The organism is Glycomyces luteolus (genome assembly GCF_027622875.1).
In the GTDB taxonomy this organism is placed as follows: Bacteria; Actinomycetota; Actinomycetes; order Mycobacteriales; family Micromonosporaceae; genus Glycomyces; species Glycomyces luteolus.
Window position 1 is genome coordinate 172,101 of record NZ_JAPZVP010000010.1, and the last position, 18,058, is coordinate 190,158.

At 70.2% G+C, this 18,058-nt stretch carries 13 protein-coding genes; 7 read left to right on the forward strand and 6 right to left on the reverse strand.

Annotated features, from left to right (window positions below):
* Positions 1–35: 35 nt before the first annotated feature.
* The gene (locus O1R50_RS14585; RefSeq protein WP_270110806.1) at positions 36–2,462 is read right to left on the reverse strand and encodes a glycoside hydrolase family 2 protein; all 2,427 of its coding nucleotides are present in this window, start codon (positions 2,460–2,462) and stop codon (positions 36–38) included.
* Positions 2,463–2,933: 471 nt separating this feature from the next.
* Between O1R50_RS14585 and O1R50_RS14590 the strand changes: the two genes are divergently transcribed.
* Complete coding sequence (locus O1R50_RS14590; RefSeq protein WP_270110807.1) at positions 2,934–3,983, forward strand: LacI family DNA-binding transcriptional regulator; 1,050 nt, start codon at positions 2,934–2,936, stop codon at positions 3,981–3,983.
* A gap of 149 nt (positions 3,984–4,132) precedes the next feature.
* Positions 4,133–5,542, forward strand: coding sequence for a cellulase family glycosylhydrolase (locus O1R50_RS14595; RefSeq protein WP_270110808.1), 1,410 nt, complete (start codon positions 4,133–4,135; stop codon positions 5,540–5,542).
* Positions 5,543–5,614: 72 nt separating this feature from the next.
* Here O1R50_RS14595 and O1R50_RS14600 read toward each other — a convergent pair whose 3' ends face one another.
* Positions 5,615–5,833, reverse strand: coding sequence for a hypothetical protein (locus O1R50_RS14600; RefSeq protein ID WP_270110809.1), 219 nt, complete (start codon positions 5,831–5,833; stop codon positions 5,615–5,617).
* 216 nt (positions 5,834–6,049) lie between these two features.
* Between O1R50_RS14600 and O1R50_RS14605 the strand changes: the two genes are divergently transcribed.
* Both O1R50_RS14605 and O1R50_RS14610 read left to right on the forward strand, forming a co-directional pair.
* Complete coding sequence (locus O1R50_RS14605; RefSeq protein ID WP_270110810.1) at positions 6,050–7,312, forward strand: hypothetical protein; 1,263 nt, start codon at positions 6,050–6,052, stop codon at positions 7,310–7,312.
* Positions 7,313–7,670: 358 nt separating this feature from the next.
* Positions 7,671–8,942: a vanadium-dependent haloperoxidase gene (locus O1R50_RS14610; protein WP_270110811.1), complete on the forward strand. Its 1,272-nt coding sequence runs from the start codon at positions 7,671–7,673 to the stop codon at positions 8,940–8,942.
* Positions 8,943–9,275: 333 nt separating this feature from the next.
* Here the strand turns inward: O1R50_RS14610 and O1R50_RS14615 are convergent, their stop codons facing one another.
* The 4 genes from O1R50_RS14615 to O1R50_RS14630 form a co-directional block, all read right to left on the reverse strand.
* Entirely contained in the window at positions 9,276–10,064 is a 789-nt protein-coding gene (locus O1R50_RS14615) for a phosphotransferase enzyme family protein (protein WP_270110812.1), read from the reverse strand.
* Positions 10,065–10,101: 37 nt separating this feature from the next.
* Positions 10,102–11,229 (reverse strand): signal recognition particle-docking protein FtsY, encoded by a 1,128-nt coding sequence (gene ftsY / locus O1R50_RS14620; protein WP_408612701.1) that lies wholly within the window; start codon positions 11,227–11,229, stop codon positions 10,102–10,104.
* Positions 11,230–11,321: 92 nt separating this feature from the next.
* Positions 11,322–14,867, reverse strand: a complete 3,546-nt coding sequence (gene smc, locus O1R50_RS14625) for a chromosome segregation protein SMC (protein ID WP_270110815.1) — start codon at positions 14,865–14,867, stop codon at positions 11,322–11,324.
* A 226-nt stretch (positions 14,868–15,093) separates the two neighbouring features.
* Positions 15,094–15,282 (reverse strand): hypothetical protein, encoded by a 189-nt coding sequence (locus O1R50_RS14630; protein WP_205325179.1) that lies wholly within the window; start codon positions 15,280–15,282, stop codon positions 15,094–15,096.
* Between the two features lie 350 nt (positions 15,283–15,632).
* Between O1R50_RS14630 and O1R50_RS14635 the strand changes: the two genes are divergently transcribed.
* From O1R50_RS14635 to mutM, 3 genes are all read left to right on the forward strand, one after another.
* On the forward strand, positions 15,633–16,373 hold the full coding sequence (locus O1R50_RS14635) for a CAP domain-containing protein (RefSeq protein WP_270110816.1): 741 nt from the start codon (positions 15,633–15,635) through the stop codon (positions 16,371–16,373).
* 172 nt (positions 16,374–16,545) lie between these two features.
* Complete coding sequence (locus tag O1R50_RS14640) at positions 16,546–17,169, forward strand: helix-turn-helix transcriptional regulator (RefSeq protein WP_270110845.1); 624 nt, start codon at positions 16,546–16,548, stop codon at positions 17,167–17,169.
* A 41-nt stretch (positions 17,170–17,210) separates the two neighbouring features.
* Entirely contained in the window at positions 17,211–18,041 is an 831-nt protein-coding gene (gene mutM / locus O1R50_RS14645; protein WP_270110817.1) for a bifunctional DNA-formamidopyrimidine glycosylase/DNA-(apurinic or apyrimidinic site) lyase, read from the forward strand.
* The last annotated feature ends 17 nt before the right edge of the window (positions 18,042–18,058 follow it).

Here is an 18,058-nt window from a genome sequence, read left to right on the forward strand (position 1 = left end):
AGGCCCGCAAATCGCATTCGTGTGCCCGGGCTGCTCTAGTCGTTGACGGCCCGCAGGACCGGCTTCGCGGTCAGCGCCCGCTGGAGTTCGGGCGAGGCGGCGATCGCCTCGCTCTGGACGGTGAAGGTGACCTGCTCACCGGGGACGAGCGTGATGAGGGCCTTGTCCACCACCGCGTCCGAGTCGAGGCGGTCGGCGAACAGGCACAGGTCGCGGAGCACGCTCTCGGCGTGGACGGTGACGGCGACGCCGCCGTCGATCGCGGCGACTTCGGTCGTGAACCGGGCCTTCGGCCAGTCCATGTCCTTGTCCTCCTTGGTGAACCAGGTTGCTCGCGGGAAGTCCTCGCGGCCGGTCATCAGGAATTCGCCGTCCTTCGGGATCGCGCCCGGCTCGAGTTCGAGCACGGCGGTGTCGCGCGGGTCGATCTCCATCTGCACGAGCGCCCGGCCGATGATGCGGCCCTCGGCGTTGCACTTCCAGAAGCCGATCACGCCCGCCCAGGTCTCGGCGGAGTCGTTGACCACCACCATGTTCAGGCCGTCGCCCTCGGGTTGGAAGGTCACGAGGCGCTCGGCGAAGACGTCGCGCAGCGCGTACCAGAGCGGCTTGAGCCGCTCCTCGCCGTCGATCGCGGCCCACGAGGTGACGGGCCAGCAGTCGTTGAGCTGCCACATGATCGCGCCGGAGCAGTAGGGCTGGAGCGAGCGGAAGTACTCGATGCCGAGCCGGATCGCGCGGGCCTGGTTGACCTGCGTGAAATACAGCCAGTCATCGAAATCGCGCACGGGCGGCAGGTGGGCGTCGAGGCCGCGCTGGAGCTTCTCCTGGCCGCTCGCGGCCTTCTGGTGCCACAGCATCGCCGGGCTCGCGGCTTCGAGCGGTTCGTCGCTGACCATGCGCCGCACCGTGGCCCAGGTGGGCGGGGCCTGGTAGCCGAACTCGGCGACGAACCGCGGCTTCCAGTCGCGGTAGCGGGTGTAGTCGAGGTCGTTCCAGACGTCCCAGATGTGGACGGACGCGTGCGCCTGCTCGTTCGGGTGCAGTTCGCGTGTGCCGGAATAGGGGCTGCCGGGCCAGTACGGTCGGGTGCCGTCCACTTCGGCCACGAGCTTCGGAAGCAGGTCGTGGTAGTAGCCCGCGCCCCAGGTGCGCTCGCCGAGGTCGCCCTGCCAGTCCCAGTCGTGCCAGCCCCAGAGGTTCTCGTTGTTGCCGGTCCAGGTGACCAGGCTCGGGTGCGGTGCGAGGCGGACCAGGTTGTCCCGCGCCTCTTCCTCTACTTCGGACCAGAAAGGTTCCTCTTCGGGGTATGCGGCGCACGCGAACAGGAAGTCCTGCATGACGAGGAGCCCGAGACGGTCGCACAGGGCGTAGAAGTCGTCCGACTCGTAGATCCCCCCGCCCCACACGCGGATGCAGTTGATGTTGGCCGCCGCCGCTTGGGAGAGCCGCCGCGCGTAGCGGTCCGCGCCGACCCGGGAGGGCAGGACGTCGTCGGGGATCCAGTTGGCGCCCTTGACCCAGATCGGCGCACCGTTGACCTTGAGCTGGTACGGCCGACCGTGCCCGTCGGGTTCAGTGTCCAGTTCGACGGTGCGGAATCCGATCCTCCAGCGCCAGGAGTCGAGCACGTCAGGCCGCGATACCAGGTCGACGCTGACCGCGTAGAGGCGCTGGCTCCCGTAGCCGCGCGGCCACCACAGCTCGGGGTCCTCGACTTCGAAGCGGATCTCGGCGGTGTCCGTCCCGGCGGGCACTCGGGCCACCTGCCCCCGGCCCTCGACCGTGCAGACGAGTTCCAGGTCCGTCTCGGCCGCTTTGTCAAGGCGCACTGCGAGGTCGAGGATGCCGCGGCCGTCGGCGACGTCGACCCGCGGGATCACCTCGGCGATCCTCGCGGTCTTCCAGCACTCCAGGCGCACCGGCCGCCAGATCCCGGCTCCCGCGAGGTTCGGACCCCAGTCCCAGCCGAAGTTGCAGGCGGCCTTGCGGATGAAGTTGCCGGGCTCGGGGTAGGCGTTCGGACGGTCGCCGAGCCGGTCGCGCTGGGCCTCGGCGTAGGTGTACGGCGCGGTGAAGTGCACCTCGAGTTCGTTGGCGCCCTGGCGGATGCGCTCGCGCACGTTGAAGCGGTAGCGGCGGTGCATGTTCGCGGTCTCGCCGATGACGGTGCCGTTGAGACTGATCCGGGCGACCGTGTCGAGCCCGTCGAAGACCAGGTCGATCCCGTCCCAGTCGCCCGCTTCATAGGCGAACGAGGTCCGGTAGGTCCAGTCGTGCCGGCCGACCCAGGCCAGGTCGCGCTCGGCCTCGTCCACGTACGGGTCGCCGGTGAGGCCTGCGGCCAGTAGGTCGGCGACCACTTCGCCTGGCACGGACGCCGGGATCGCGTCGACGGCCACCGGGGCCCCGGGGTCGCCGGTGACGGTCCAGCCTTCGTGCAGGGTTCGCTTGGCGCTCAAAGAGACTCCTATGCCTTGGTTAGCGAGCGATGGGCACGGCGCGGGACGCTCGCCCTAGAGCGTCCCGGTCCGAACGTACTCATGCCTTGATACCCGAAAGGGCGATGCCCATGATGCTGCACCGCTGCTTCATCAAGGGCATCGCGAGGGACCCCATGCTTCGAGATCACGGTGACGTTCACTCCGTTCGGGTAAGGGGTCCACCGGCGGGGCACAGCGCGGCTTACGGGACTCGTGGGACGACAGCGCTTAACCGAGTAAGTGACCCGAACCTATATCTCATCTCACACCCAGGCAATGACTTGACCGCACCGTGACCCAATTGAAATTATGGTTGTCGATATATCGAAGAAGCACGCTGAACCGGTTCGCCGAAACCGTGCGCTAGAGTCTTGGAACCGGCGCCTCGCCCTGATCCACAGGCCAGGCCCTAACGCGGGCCGTACCCGAAGCCACCTGAGAGGACCACCGATGACCAGGCGAGTCACCATCGCCGACATCGCCGCCGCGGCGGGAGTGTCGAAGGGCGCGGTCTCCTACGCCCTCAACGGGAGGCCCGGGGTCTCGGAGGCCACGCGGACCAAGATCCTCGCCATAGCCGCCGAGATGGGCTTCGTCCCCAACCGGGCCGCCCGCTCCCTCTCGGTCTCCTCCGCGCAGGCCGTGGGCATCGCGCTGCGCCGCTCCGCGCGCACCATCGGCATCGAGCCGTACTACATGGAGCTCATCAGCGGCATCGAGGCCACCCTCTCGGCCGGGTCCTTCGGCCTCACGCTCCAGATCGTGGGCACCGTCGAGGAGGAGCTGGAGGTCTACCGGCGCTGGTGGGCCGAGCGGCGCGTCGACGGCGTGCTGCTGTGCGACATCGGCACCAGCGACCGCCGCCTCGACTTCATCGCCGACCTCGGGCTTCCCGCCGTGGCCGTGGGCGGTCCGGTCGAGGGCGCGCGGGTCCCGGCGGTCTGGCACGACGACGTCGAGCCGTGCCGCGACATCCTCGAGTACCTGTACACCTTGGGCCACCGCCGCGTCGCCCGCGTCGCGGGCATCCCGGGCCTGCTCCACACCGCGATCCGCGACCAGGCGTACGCCGACACCGCGGCCGAACTCGACTTCGAAACCGTCACGACCATCCACAGCGACTACACCGGCGAGCAGGGCGCCCAGATCACCAGGCGGCTGCTCTCCTCGTCCAAGCGCCCCACCGCGATCGTCTACGACAACGACGTGATGGCCGTGGCCGGCCTCGGCGTCGCGCACGAGCTCGGCCTCGAAATCCCCGAGCAGCTGTCGGTCGTGGCCTGGGACGACTCGCCGCTGTGCCGCCTCACCCACCCGGCCCTCACCTCGCTGACCCGGGACATCCCGGCATACGGCTCCAAATGCGCCGAAGTCCTCCTGACGCTCATCGGCGAGAACAAAGTGAGCGAGCCGCCGAGCACCGAATCGCGAACTTTCTCGGTTCAGTGCAGGCCCGCGCAGCTCTCGCCGCGCGGCTCGACGGGGCTGGCCCAGGCCTGAGCCGCGGCCCGCGGCGGTCCTCGCAGTTCCGGCCCGCCCACGGACCAATCTCGCGGCACATCTTGAACCCCATCAATATTTATGGTTCTCTATGTTGAAGCGGTGATTAACCGATTCACCTCCCACCCGGATCTACAGATGGGATCGACATGGAAACCGGCTCACCCGACGCCGCCCCGGCACGGCGTCGACTGACACGCCGCCGCCGCATGCGCAAGTGGCTCATGGCAACCGCCGCCGCTCTGGCCGTCGCCTTCGCGGGGGTCTGGCAGCTGATCCCGGCGAGCGCGCAGCAGACCGGCGGATTCTCGATCGAGGGCACGCGGCTCATCGACGCCAACGGCAACCCGTTCATCATGCGCGGCTCCACCCACCCCGACGTCTGGTACCAGGGCGAGTTCGAGAGCTTCGGCGAGATCAGCGACCTCGGCGCCAACACCGTCCGCGTCGTCCTCGGCTCCGGCCAACGCAACTGGGGCACCACCAGCGGAGCGCGCGTGCAGCAGATCGTGGACGAATGCAAGGCCCAGCGCCTCATCTGCGTCCTCGAAGTCCACGACACCACCGGCTACGGCGAAGAGGCCGGCGCGGCCAGCCTCGACCAGGCCGTCACCTACTGGGAGGGCCTGTACTCCGTCTTGGAGGGCGAAGAGGCCTACGTGCTCATCAACATCGGGAACGAGCCGATCGGCAACACCAACCCCGCCCAGTGGACCCAGGCCACGGTGAACGCCGTCGACCGCATGCGCGACATCGGCTTCGAGCACACCCTGGTCGTGGACGCCCCGAACTGGGGCCAGGACTGGACCAACACCATGCGGGACAACGCCCCCGCGGTGGCGGCGGCCGACCCGCTCGGCAACACGCTGTTCTCGGTGCACATGTACCAGGTCTACAGCTCCCCGCAGACCGTCATCGACTACTTCGACGCGTTCGAGGCGATGAACCTGCCGCTCATCGTCGGCGAGTACGCCGACACCCACCAGGGCTCCACGGTCGCCTGGGAGACCATCCAGTCGGAGGCGCACGCGCGCGGCATCGGCTGGATCGGCTGGTCGTACTCGGGCAACAGCGATCCGATCCTCGACCAGGTGCTCAGCTTCGACCCGAACCAGATGACCACCTACGGCGAGCGGATCTTCGAGTCCACCTACGGCATCGGGAACACCGCCGAGCGCGCCTCGGTCTACGGCGACGACCCGGACCCGACCACGCCGACCTCGACCCCCAGCGACGATCCGACCACCGGCGGCCCCGCCGAGGGCGACTGCACCGCGAAGATCGCCGTGGTCAGCTCCTGGGGCGGCGGCTGGCAGGGGAACGTCACCGTCACCGCCGACCAGGGCGCCGTCGACGGCTGGCGGCTCACCTGGACGTGGGCCGGGGCCACCCGGATCACGAGCAGCTGGAACGCCGACCTGACGGCCTCCGGTGCGGGCGTGACCGCGCAGGACGTGGGCTGGAACGCCTCCGTCGCCAGCGGCCAGAGCCGCGAGGTCTTCGGCTTCATCGCGTCCAGTCCGACCGAGATGCCGGCCGTGACCTGCGAAGCGATCTGATCGGGCAATGAAAAAGCGGGCGGCGGACCTCTCGGTTCGCCGCCCGTCTCGTGTGCGTGCTAGCCGCGCTCCTTAACCGTTCTTGGTCGGGAGCTGGAACTTGGCGGGCCCGCCCTTAGGCATCTGGGAGCGGACGCCGCCCTTCTTGTTGCCGATGGGCTGGTGGCCGGTCTTCTCAGCCTTCTTGCCGCGGGCGAGCGCGCGGCGCTGCTCGCGGTTCAGCGGCTCCTCGGCGGTGCCTTCGGTTGCTTCTTCTGCGGCTTCTTGGGCCTTGGGAGCTTCGGCGGTCATACGCTTCCCCTTTTCGGGTAGAGAGTGAAGAGACGTGAGCGCGAAACGGAGTCTGACTCGACGTCTCGAGAACTTGGCACTCAGTCGTATTGGCGGCCTCATCGCAGGAGGCGGCCGAATCTCTTCTAAAAGATCATGCCGCCCACTCTAGCGGAGGCCCTGACGCGGCACAACAGCGTTTGCGAGTGGCGGCCGAGTGACTCTACCCTCATACGCATGACACAGCCCAGCCGTCGCAGCTCGCAGGCCGACCCGGCGCCCAGCCCGGCGAAGCTCGCGCGCGTGCGCACGGTCGCCCAGGACGCCATGCGCGGCGCCCGCTGGTGGACCCTCCTCGACCTCGAGCGGATCCTCCGCGCCGACACCGAGTTCTGGCGCGACCTGTGGGCCCCCTCCCTCGCGATCGCCGCCCACAAGGTCGGGCTCAGGAATGCGCGGTCGCGGCTCGACGAGGCGATCGACGCCGGGTTCCACCAGACCGACCTGTTCGAACCCGAGCTCTCGGCGGCGTTCGGCGCGGACCCGGACTGGCAGCGGGTGATCGAGCGCGCCCGCGCGAACGTTCCCGTGCCCGCGCTGCGGCTCACCGCCTGGCCCGAGCCCGGACCGGCCGCGCCGCTGCGCCTCGACCGCGCTGAGGCCCACCGCGTGCCGCAGCTGCTGCCGCGCCTCCCCCGGCCCGGCGAGGGCGCTTGGGAGACCGCCAAGACGCTCCTGGGGTGGACGGCCGGGCTGTGGCGGCACGCCAACGCCCGCATCAACGCCGGCGACGCCCTGGACGTGCTCGAACAGGTCGCGAACGGCGCGCGCTACTCCTGCGTCGAGTACTCGATCGTGCTCGCCCAAGGACTCAACGCGCTCCGCGTCCCGGCCCGCAGGGTCTGGCTGCGACGCGGGGACTACCACGACGGCATCGGGCAGGGCCACGCCGTGGCCGAGGCCTGGATCGACGACCTCGACCAGTGGGTGCTGCTCGACGGCCAGCACGGGGCGTACTGGGCCGATGAGCACGGCAAGCCGCTGAGCCTGCCCGAACTGCAAGCGCGCGGACACCCCGCGCGGCCGGTGCACGTCGGCGCGCGCGAGCTCATGAAGGACCCGGCCCTGTGGGCGGCGTACTTCGCGCACGCCTCGGTCTCCGGGATCGCCTGGGAGCCGAAGGGATTCGTGCCGGTCTTCCAGGACGGCCAGGTCCTCGCTACCGAGCGCCTCGTCCGCGACAGCGCCGACGCCTACCCGCGGCTCTCCGACCTCGCGATCGGCGTCACCGCGATCGGCGGCGCACCGGCGGTCGAGTTGAAACCCGTGCACCCGTATGCGGTCGCCGGGTCCTGGAACGGCGAGACCATCACTGTGCAAGGGCGGCAGCGGTTCGCGCGTGTACTCGACCGCGAGCCGGGCGAGCACCGGGCGGCGCTGGCCGCCGTGACCCCGTACGGGCCCTTGGCGTCCCGCGAACTTCGCTGGACCGCGAGCTGAGAGAACCGTGCTGAAATACGATGCGGTTTAATGTCTAGTATTCCGGTAGGAGTACTGTTATATTCGAGTCATGAAGCCCGCCAACGCTCTCGCACAGCGGCGCGAGGTAGACCAGATGCGCGTCGCCAGCGCCCTCTGTCGCTGACCCGATCCCGCCGGTCCTTGCCGCCCGCTCCCCCTGAGCGCCCCGGATCCACTTCCCTCTGAGCCGCAAAGGCTTTCGCACGGCACTGCCGATCCCGAATTCCCGCCGATACCGCAGGTCGGCGCCGCAGTCGCCGCGACAGGGCCGTCCGCACGCACGCGTCCGACCTATTGCTTCACGCCTTCATTCGTACTGCACACCACAAGGAGCACCATGTCCTCCACCCGTCGCACCGCCGTCTCCCGCCGCGCGATCCTCGCCGCCGCACCGGTCGCCGCCGCGGGCGCCGTCGGCGTCGCCGCTCCGGGCTCGGCCGGGCCCGCAGCTTCAGCTGCCGCACTGCGCTGGTTCGATACGACCGACGCCACGGTCACCGCCGCGCCCGCTCCGACGCAGGTCACCAACAGCCGCACCTGGGCCGTCGCCTGGCTCGCGGCCGCCCGCGCCGTCCGGCGGGTTCCCCACGGCGCCAACGCATCCCACTACCGCGAGGCCGCGCTCGCCACGGCGGTGCATCGTGCGCTGACTGTCATCACGCCCGCGCGGGCCACCGAACTCGATGCGGCCCTCGCCGAAGCGCTCGCCGCGATTCCGGATGGAAGCGCCAAGCGCAGGGGAGCCGCGGCAGGCGTCGCACGCGCCGACGCGCTGCTGACCGAGCGGGAGGGCGACGGCCTCGATCCGGCTTCGGTCAACGTCGCCTGGACGCCGCCCGCCGCCGCGCCCGGGGTCTGGCAGCCGACGCCGACGGCCTTCGGCCCCGGCCTGCAGGCGGGCACGCGCCACGCGGTGCCGTTCGCGCTCGACAGCGGGGAACAGTTCCGTCTGCCGGCGCCGCCCGCGCTCGGTTCGGCCGCGTACCGGGCCGATGTCGAAGAGGTCCGCGTGTACGGCGCTTTGCACAGCACCGTCCGGACCCAGGCGCAGACCGACACCGCGCAGTTCTGGCTCGGCAGCTCGTTCACGCTGTACACGCCGGTGCTGCGGGCCGCGCTGGAGCATCACCGGGGTTCGCTGCGCGAGCAGGTCGAGCTGGTGGCGCTGTTCCACGTCGCCTCGGTGGACACGCAGATCGCCACCTCGGACAGCAAGTACGCCCACGTGCTCTGGCGGCCGGTGACGGCGATCGCCGGGCCGTTGGACGACGGCGACCCGCAGACCGCGCAGGACCCGTCGTGGGCGCCCCTGCACACCACGCCGTCGCACCCGGACTACCCGAGCGGGCACAACACGTACTCCGGTTCCGCCGAGGAGGTGCTCACGCAGCTGGTCGGCGACGGGCCGGGCGCGGCGTTCACCATCCCGAGCCCGAGTGCGCCGGGCGTGACCCGCACGTACACGACCTGGCATCCGCTGACGACTGAGAACGTCGACGCGCGGGTCTGGTCGGGCATCCACTCCCGCACGGCCGACGTGGCGGGTGTGGAGCTGAGCCGGACGGTGGCCGCGCATGTGCTGAGCAGGTCGGACGACCTGCTCGAGTAAAGCCTCGGGGTCGAGGAGAACGAGCGCTCCGGCGGCATCGCGGATGCGGTCGGGGCGCTCGCACGCCCTTGATATTGACATTTGCCTATCTATTGACAGGCAAGCGCTCGCACGATAGATTTGCTGCACTTCCCTCGAAAACCATCAAGAAGCCGCACTTGGCGGCGCTCCCCAGAACAATGAACGGCGACCCATCGCTCGAGCATCGTTGGGAGCGCTCCATCCGTGCGACCCGTCTGGCCTCAGGCCTTGCGGCTTCGGCGAAGACCCCCGGCTCCCGGCTCGTCGGTGGGTCTTCGTCGTGGAGGAACACCCGCGCCGAGCGGGCGACGTCTAACGCAGCGCCTCGTCCAGGATGTAGCGCTCGGCGTCCAGCAGTCGCAGGTCCCGGGCTGGGCGGCGCAGGTGCCCCTTCTCGACGATCCGCTCGAACGCGGGATCGCCAGCCTGGGCCATCCGCCGGATGCCCTCGATGTGGTCCACGATCCGCTTGCGGATCACCTTGATGAAGCGCTGCCGGTCGCGGTCGGAGAGCCCGTACGCGTCGGCGAACATCCGCAGCCGCCGCGCCCGATCGGGCTTCTTCCAGCCCAACGTGATCGAGTCCCGGTCCGTGAAGATCGGCACCCAGGTCCAGGCCGCGTACGCGACGTCGTAGATCCGCGCGCCGGGGCTCGCCAGGTCGAAGTCGATGAGCGAGAGCGTCCCGTCCGGCCGCCACACCACGTTGTGCGGCGCGGCGTCGTGGTGGCAGATGACCTCGGTGTCGGGCGGCGGCGGCCCGAAGGACCGCCAAGTGGCCCCCTGCGGCGGCCGGAAGCCGTACTGCGCGTCGTGGAACATGCGCAGCATCTTCGCGACCGCGCTCATGGTCTCGTCGGTCGTCCAATGCGGTGCCAGCGGATACTTGCCCGGCTCGCCCTCGACGAACGAGAGCACCTCGCGGGCGTGCTCGTCGACGCCCAGCACCCGCGGCGCACCGGTGAAACCGGCGCCGTCGAGGTGCCGCAGCAGCGCGTGGACGGCGGGCGTCCATGGTCCCGTGTTCCGGCGGACCGTGTCGCCCAGCCGGACGACCGTGCTCGTGTTGCCGCCGATCAGCGGAATCTCGTCTTGGCTCACCGGTCCCCGCAGTGCCTGGCGTCTTGGTTGAGGGGTGTCAGGACTCGGCGCCGTCGACAATCGCGTCGACGAACGCTCCGACTTCGAACGGGGCCAGGTCGTCCGGCCCCTCCCCGAGTCCGACCAGCTTAACCGGTACCCCCAACTGCCGCTGAACCGCGATCACGATCCCGCCCTTGGCGCTGCCGTCGAGTTTGGTGAGCACGATGCCGGTGACGTCGCAGACCTCGCCGAAGACCTTCGCCTGCTGCAGCCCGTTCTGGCCGGTCGTGGCGTCGAGCACGAGCAGGGTCTCGGCCACCGGGCCCTGCTTCTCGACGACCCGCTTGACCTTCCCGAGCTCGTCCATCAGGCCGGCCTTGTTCTGGAGCCGCCCGGCGGTGTCGATCAGGACGACGTCGGCGCCCTCCTCGGCCCCGGCCTTCACGGCGTCGAACGCGACCGAGGCGGGGTCGGCGCCCGCGTCGCGGCGCACCACCTTCGCGCCCACCCGGGAGCCCCAGGTCTCCAGCTGCTCGGCGGCGGCGGCGCGGAACGTGTCCGCCGCGCCCATGAGCACGGTCTTGTCCTCGGCGATGAGCACGCGGGCCACGCGGCCGCAGGTCGTGGTCTTGCCGGAGCCGTTGACACCGACCATCAAGATCACGGCCGGGCCCTCGCCCGAAGGCGAGACGGTGGCGATCGAGCGGTCGAGTTCCGGCTCCAGGACGGCGGTGAGCTCGGCCTTCAGCAGGCGGCGCAGCTCTTCGGGATCGCGGGTGCCGAGGACCTTCACCCGCTCGCGCAGGCTCTCGACGACCGCGGTCGTGTCCGCGATGCCCACATCAGCGGTCAGCAGGGTCTCCTCGACCTCGTCCCACACGTCGTCGTCGAGCTTGTCGCTCGCCAGGAGCGCCAGCAGGCCCTTCCCCAGCGCGTTGTTCGAACGGGCCAGGCGCGAGCGCAGCCGCACCAGGCGGCCCTCGACGGGCTCGGGCACCTCGACGGCCGGAGCGGCCGGTTTCGCCGCCTCGGCTTTCGGCTCGGCCGCCTTCGGGGCCTCGACCTGCGGCTCTCCAGCGGGCGCCTCGACTTCCGCTGACTTCGAGCGCGACGCGCGGACGCCGAACGCGATGCCGGCAATCGCGGCGATCACGACGACGGCCGCGACCAGCCAGATCCACAGGTTGTCCACAGGTAAGTCCTCCACCAGAGCTTCAGTCGCACGGATGCGACACCGGGCAGTCGCACGCGTGCAACCACTGTACTGGCAGGCGCTCAGTCCTCTTCGCGGGAGAACTTCTGGCTGATGACCTGCGTGACACCCGCGCGCATCGTCACGCCGTACAGCGCGTCGCCGATCTCCATCGTGCGCTTCTGGTGGGTGATGATGAGCAGCTGCGAGTTCTCCTGCAGCCGCCGCAGGAGGTCCAGCAGGCGGCCGAGGTTCACGTCGTCGAGCGCCGCCTCCACCTCGTCCATCAGGTAGAACGGGCTGGGGCGGGCGCGGAAGATCGCGACCAGCAGCGCCAGCGCGGTCAGGGACCGCTCGCCGCCGGAGAGCAGCGAGAGCCGCTTGACCTTCTTGCCGGGCGGGCGGGCCTCGACCTCGACGCCGGTGTGCAGCAGGTCGTCCGGGTCGGTGAGCAGGATCCGGCCCTCGCCGCCGGGGAAGACGGTCTGGAAGACGTTCTCGAACTCGCGCGCGGTGTCCGCGAAGGCCTCGGCGAAGACCTGCTGGATGCGGTCGTCGACCTCCTTCACGACGGTGGTGAGGTCGGCGCGGGTCTTCTTGACGTCCTCGAGCTGCTCGTTGAGGAACTTGTAGCGCTCCTCGAGCGCGGCGAACTCCTCGAGCGCGAGCGGGTTGACCTTGCCGAGGAGCTTGAGTTCGCGTTCGCCGCGGGCGGCGCGCTTCTCCATCGTGGGGCGGTCGAACTCGTAGGGCTCCGGTTCGGGCTTGCCCTTCTCCAAGGCGGCGTTGACCTCTTCGGTGCTGGGCGGCACGAGCTGGTCCGGGCCGTACTCGGCCAGGAGGGTCTCGATGTCGACGCCGAACTCGGCCCCGGCCTTCTCCTCGAGCTGCTCGATGCGCAGGCGCTGCTCGGCCCGGGCCACCTCGTCGCGGTGCGCGGCGGAGGTGATGCGTTCGAGCTCGGCGGCCGTGGCGGCGGCGCGGGTGCGGAGATCGGCGAGGGCGGCTTCGCGGCGGGCCTGCTCGGAGGCGATGCGGTCGCGTTCGATCGCCGCCGCTTCGAGCGAATCGGTGATCTGGACGCCGGTGGTCTCTGCGGCCTCGGCCACGAGCGCGGCGACTTTGGCGCCGCGGGCGCGGGCGGCGCGCCGGGCCTCGGCGCGGGCGCGGGCGGCGCGTTCGGACTGGGCCTGGCGGGCGAGGGCGTCGGCGCGGCCCGCCAGAGCGGAGGCGCGTTCTTCGGCGGTGCGGACGGAGAGGCGGGTCTCCATCTCGTTCTGGCGGGCGGCGTCGAGGGCCCGGGAGAGGACGTCGCGCTCGTCGGTGGAGGGCTCCTCGATCGCGGGGAGCGATTCGAGTGCGTCAAGGCGAGCTTCGAGTTCGGTGAGTCCGGCGGTGTCGGTCTCGCGGGCGGCCTGGGCGCGGTCCTTGGCCTGCTGGAGGCGGGCGACCTCGGCTTCGGCGCTGCGGGCGGCGGCGCCGAGTTCGGCGAGGCGGCGGGCGACCACGCTGTGCGCGGCCTCGGCCTGGCGCTGCGCGGTGCGCACGGCCTCGGCGGCGGCCTCGGCTTCGGCGTGCGCCCCGCGGGCGGCCTCGTACTGCTCGCGCAGCTGGGAGGCCAGGGATTCAGAGCCGAGCTTGCGGTCGCGGGCCTCGTCGACGGCGGCCTGGATCTCGATATAGGACTGGGCTTTCGCGGAGCCGCCGAACGCGGTCGCGGCGCCGAGCACGTCGCCCGCGCGGGTGACGGCGGTGAGCTGCGGGTAGGCGTCCACGATGGCGCGGGCGGCGTCGAGGTCGTCGGCCACGACCATCCCCGCCAGCACGGCGCGGACGGTGGAGGCGAGTTCGGCCGGGGCCGAGACGGTGTCGGCGACGGCCTTGCATTCGCTCGGGATATCCACATGCGACCGGGCACCTGCCACCAGGAATCCGGCTTGGCCGCCGTCCTCGTCGCGAAGGAACTGCAGCGCTTCAGCGGCGCTGGCGGGATTCGCGACGGCGATGGCGTCGGCGAGGCGGCCCAGCGCGGCGGCGAGCACGGCCTCGTAGCCGGGTTCGACGGTGAGGAGCGCGGCGACGGACCCGAGGACGCCGGGCATGGCGTCGTCGCGGGCGAGGAGCGCGGCGGCGCCGTCCTTGCGGCGCAGGCCGACGGCGAGGGCCTCTTCGCGGGCGGCCCACTGCGAGGCCTCGCGGTCGGCCTCGCGCTCGGCGGCCTGGAGGCGGTCGGCTTCGGCCTTGGCGGCGGCGACGCGGGCCTTGGCTTCGGCGACGGCCTCGTCGAACTCGGTGTTCGACTCGACCGCTTCGTTCTCGGCCTCGGCTTCGGCGTGGGCCTCGGCGGCGGCTTCGGCGCGTTCGCGGGCCTCGGCGAGCGCGATGTTCGCGCGTTCGAGTTCCTCGGCGGCGGCGGCCGTGCGGGTCTGCAGGGAGTCCACGCGGCCGCGCAGGGTCGCAAGGGCTTCTCGGCGCTCGGCGGCGGCCTTCACGGCGGTGACGATGCGCTGCTCGGCTTCGGACAGCGCCGCCTCCGTCTCCTCGCGGGCCTCCACAGCGGACGAGAGGCGCTCGGAGTCCTCCGCGATGGACTCGCGCAGTTCGATCTCCTGCTCGCGGATGCGCTCGGCCTCGGTCTCGAGGACCTCGGGGTCGCGCCCGGCTCGGTCGTCCCCGGCGTCCTCTGAGAGGTAGCGGCGGCGCTCGGCGGCGAGCTGGGCGGTCGAGCGCAGGCGCTCGGCCACGGCTTGGAGGCGGTACCAGGTCTCCTGGAGGCGGGCGAGGCGCGGCTTGTCGGCGGCGTGCGCGGCCTCGACCTCGTTCACCTGGACGGTGAGGCGCTCGTGCTCGTCGGCGAGGACCTCCTTGCGCTCGCGCAGGGCCTCCTCGTCGGCGAGGTCCTTGGCGATGTTGCCGCGCAGCGAGGTGAGGTCGTCGGCGAGGAGGCGCAGGCGGGCCTCGCGCAGGTCCATCTGGATGGCCTGGGCGCGGCGGGCGAGCTCGGCCTGGCGGCCGAGGGGCTTGAGCTGGCGGCGCAGTTCGCCGGTGAGGTCGGCGAGGCGGTCGAGGTTGCCCTGCATGCCTTCGAGCTTGCGGAGGGCCTTCTCCTTGCGCTTGCGGTGCTTGAGGACGCCCGCGGCCTCTTCGATGAACGCGCGGCGGTCCTCGGGCCGGGCGTGCAGATAGGAGTCGAGCTTGCCCTGGCCGACGAGGACGTGCATCTCGCGGCCGATGCCGGCGTCGGAGAGCAGGTCCTGCACGTCGAGGAGGCGGCAGCGGTCCCCGTTGATCTCGTATTCGCCCTCGCCGGAGCGGAACATGCGGCGGGTGATCGAGACTTCGGAGTAGTCGATGGGGATCGCGCCGTCGGAGTTGTCGATCGTGAGGGTGACCTCGGCGCGGCCGAGCGCGGGGCGGCCGGTGGTGCCCGCGAAGATGACGTCCTCCATCTTGCCGCCGCGCAGGGACTTCGCGCCCTGCTCGCCGAGGACCCAGGCGATGGCGTCGACGACATTGGACTTCCCGGAGCCGTTCGGACCCACGACGCACGTGATCCCCGGTTCGAAACGCAGGGTCGTGGCCGAGGCGAAGGACTTGAAGCCCTTCAGCGTGAGGCTCTTCAGGTACAACGGTCGCTCCGGGCTGATGTGCGTCGGTTCGGGTGTGGGGACCGTCCCAGCCTACAAGGCCGCCGTCGCGGAGCGTGGTATATCAAAGGCCCCAAACAGGGCGAACCGGGGAGGGATCGGCAGGGGTTTCAGGAGGTCCGGCGGGCGTGACCGTGCCTGGACATGACAATGCGCGCCGGCTGTCCCGCAGCAGGCGCGCTGATGTTCCGTTGTCGCGAGACGAAACCTAAGTCAACGCGGGCTCTTGCAGCCGCATCAACTCCTCGACATGATCGTGCTCGATCTCGTCCTCGCGGGCCCGCAGCTCGGCAAGCTCGGACTCGAGGTTGCGTACTCGCGCGCGTAGCTGGACCACTTCTTCGAGCAGGCGCTTGTTGGGAGCCTGGCCGATGTGGCCGTAGAGGGCTTTCGCCATGGTTTCTCCTTGCGATCACGTCGACTGGTGGCGTTGGCGTACGCACCATGAAAACGTCGCATTTTGCTGAGTGAATTTTTTTAGCCGCTGGGGCCGATTGCCCCTAGCCGGACCAGTGGAGCACGGCTCGTGAACACTGGCCGTCTCCTGACATCATCCGCCTGATCGACGGTTCTCGTCAAGCTTTGCACATGCTTTGCCCACTGGATTCGACGGGGGTCACACCTGAGGGGGGTGCCTCACGCCCGAACGCGGCCCATCTGGTCCGTGCAAGGTCCGCGCGAACCTGGTAGGGTCCCGGAAAATCCGAACGAATTACACGTAACCCCACGTGACGAGGCCGTACCCCCATGCGAAGACTCCAGGGCGGACGCCACCGCGACCGCGCCGAGCACCGCCGCCGGATGCTCATGCTCATCCCGGCGATCTTCGGCCTCACAGCGGGCGCGACCTCACTGTGGGCACTCGGATCGCCACTCGACGGCCTCGCCGCCTCGGACGACGCCCCCACCACCGCCGTAGTCGGGACCACCCACGCGGAAGACCCCTCCACCCCCGAGACCCCCGTGCAGGAAGCGCCCGGCGAAGCCGGCATGCGCACGCAGGAGGCCGAGGAGGTCCCCACCACCGAGACGCCCGAGGCGACCACCGAAGCGCCGACCGAAGCCGACGACGGCGGATCGGGCGGCGGCGAGGACGAGGCCGAATCCAGTCCGCACGCCGACCTCGAAGCCGCCGTGGCCGACCTCGTGAGCGACGAACGCGCCGAAGCCGGTTGCGGCGATCTCGAACGCGACTCCCGCCTCGATGCGGCCGCCCGCCTCCACGCGGAGGACATGGCCGTCAACGACTACTTCGACCACACCTCGCAGGACGGCCGCGGCCCCACCGAACGGGCCGCCGAGCAGGGCTACGAAGGCGGCGTCGGCGAGAACATCGCCGCGGGATACCCGGACGCCGCCGCCGTGATGGAGGGCTGGATGAACTCCGAAGGGCACCGCGCCAACATCCTCAACTGCGATTACAGCGTGCTCGGCGTGGGCGTCGCCGACCGCGACGGCACCCTCTACTGGGTCCAGAATTTCGGGTAGAGACCCAGCATTATCGCAGGTGAACTGCGCTGGAACCTCTTACTGTCGTCCATCCGACTCAACGCTGGACTGAATGATTACCAACAGTCATGCTGGGATGGCCGCCCGTTGAGGCGCGCATCTGGGGAGGCGACCAAAAAACCTGAAGGACGAGGTGCCAACCGTGCGTGTCATGCTGTACGACCCGAATCAGGTCTTCTCCGCCAGCATTCGACCCCTGCTCCACCGACGCGGTGACATCCCAGTCGAGGCCAGGACCGCGAAAGCGCTCGTGGCGGCGGATGCGCAGATCGACTGCTGCCTGGTCGCACTCGAGGCGGTCTCCCGGAACCGGGTCCTGACCGACTGCAAGCGACCGCTCTTCCTCATCACCGACCGCGACGACGGCTCAGTCCTCCGCAAAGCCGTCTCGGTCTCGGCCGCGGGGATAGCCAACACCCACATCATGCCGGGCGACCTGCTCGACGCCATCGACCGCGGGCTCCTGAGTCCGCCCTACTACGATCCGCAGCTCCTGCGCGCGGCACTCCAGCCCGCGCCGCTCCTCGGCGAGCACGACGCACTCGAACTCGCGCACCACCTGACGCCGAGAGAGGACGACGTGCTGCGCCGCATCGTGCGGGGCGAGCCCACGGCCCAGATGGCCACGCAGATGGGCGTCTCGGTGTCGACCGTCCGCTCGCACGTCCAGAACGTGCTCGGCAAACTCGGCGTCAACTCGCGGCTCGCGGCCATCGCCTTCGCCATCAACTACGGGATCGACACCGTCAGGGAGAAGCACCCGCAGCTCAGCTGAGCCGCGGCGGCTCCGTCCTCCCGGAGGCCCATACTTGTACGGTGCCAGAACTTCCCGAAGTAGAGACCGTCCGCCGTGGGGTCGACCAGGCCTTCCGCGGCGGGCGCATCCAGGCCGTCGAGGTCTACAATCCGCGGACCGTGCGCCGCCACGCCCCCGGCATCGATGATTTCCGCCAGCACGTGCAAGGCCTCCAGATCACCGGCAGCGGGCGCCGCGGCAAGTTCATGTGGCTCGAACTCGACGACGGCAGGGCCCTCGTGTGTCACCTCGGCATGAGCGGCCAGTTCCTGGTGATCACGCACGAGCGCGAAGCGCACAAGCACCTGCGGGTCCGGCTGCGCTTCGCCGACGGGCGCGAACTGTGGTTCGTCGACCAGCGGACGTTCGGGTTCCTGGAACTGGCCGAGATGGACGGCCCGGTCCCGGCCACCTTGGCGCACATCGCCCCCGACGTGTTCGAGGACGAGTTCGACGCGGACGCCTGCGTCGAGAAGCTCCTGCGGCGGCGCATCGAGGTCAAGAAGGCCCTGCTCGACCAGGGCTGGATCAGCGGCGTGGGGAACATCTACGCCGACGAGGCGCTGTGGCGCGCCCGGCTGCGCGGCAGGAGGACCGGCGACTCGATCTCCAAGCGCAAGGCCAAGGAACTGATCGGCCATGTCAAGGACGTGCTCGCCGAGGCGCTCGACGCGGGAGGGACCTCGTTCGACAAGCTGTACGTCGACGCCAACGGCGAGAACGGGTACTTCGCCCGCGAACTCGCGGTCTACGGCCGCGCGGGCCAACCGTGCAAACGCTGCGGCACGGCGATCAAACGCGAAGTGATCGGCGACCGATCGGCCCACTACTGCCCGAAATGCCAGCGTTGAGCCACACTTTCGGGTGA

Bases quoted from the DNA above. Each gene is read 5' to 3' on its own strand.
- O1R50_RS14590 (WP_270110807.1), top strand. From the start codon at position 2,934: ATGACCAGGCGAGTCACCATCGCCGACATCGCCGCCGCGGCGGGAGTG.
- O1R50_RS14595 (WP_270110808.1), top strand. From the start codon at position 4,133: ATGGAAACCGGCTCACCCGACGCCGCCCCGGCACGGCGTCGACTGACA.
- O1R50_RS14600 (WP_270110809.1), bottom strand. From the start codon at position 5,833: ATGACCGCCGAAGCTCCCAAGGCCCAAGAAGCCGCAGAAGAAGCAACC.
- O1R50_RS14605 (WP_270110810.1), top strand. From the start codon at position 6,050: ATGACACAGCCCAGCCGTCGCAGCTCGCAGGCCGACCCGGCGCCCAGC.
- O1R50_RS14610 (WP_270110811.1), top strand. From the start codon at position 7,671: ATGTCCTCCACCCGTCGCACCGCCGTCTCCCGCCGCGCGATCCTCGCC.
- O1R50_RS14630 (WP_205325179.1), bottom strand. From the start codon at position 15,282: ATGGCGAAAGCCCTCTACGGCCACATCGGCCAGGCTCCCAACAAGCGC.
- O1R50_RS14635 (WP_270110816.1), top strand. From the start codon at position 15,633: ATGCGAAGACTCCAGGGCGGACGCCACCGCGACCGCGCCGAGCACCGC.
- O1R50_RS14640 (WP_270110845.1), top strand. From the start codon at position 16,546: ATGCTGTACGACCCGAATCAGGTCTTCTCCGCCAGCATTCGACCCCTG.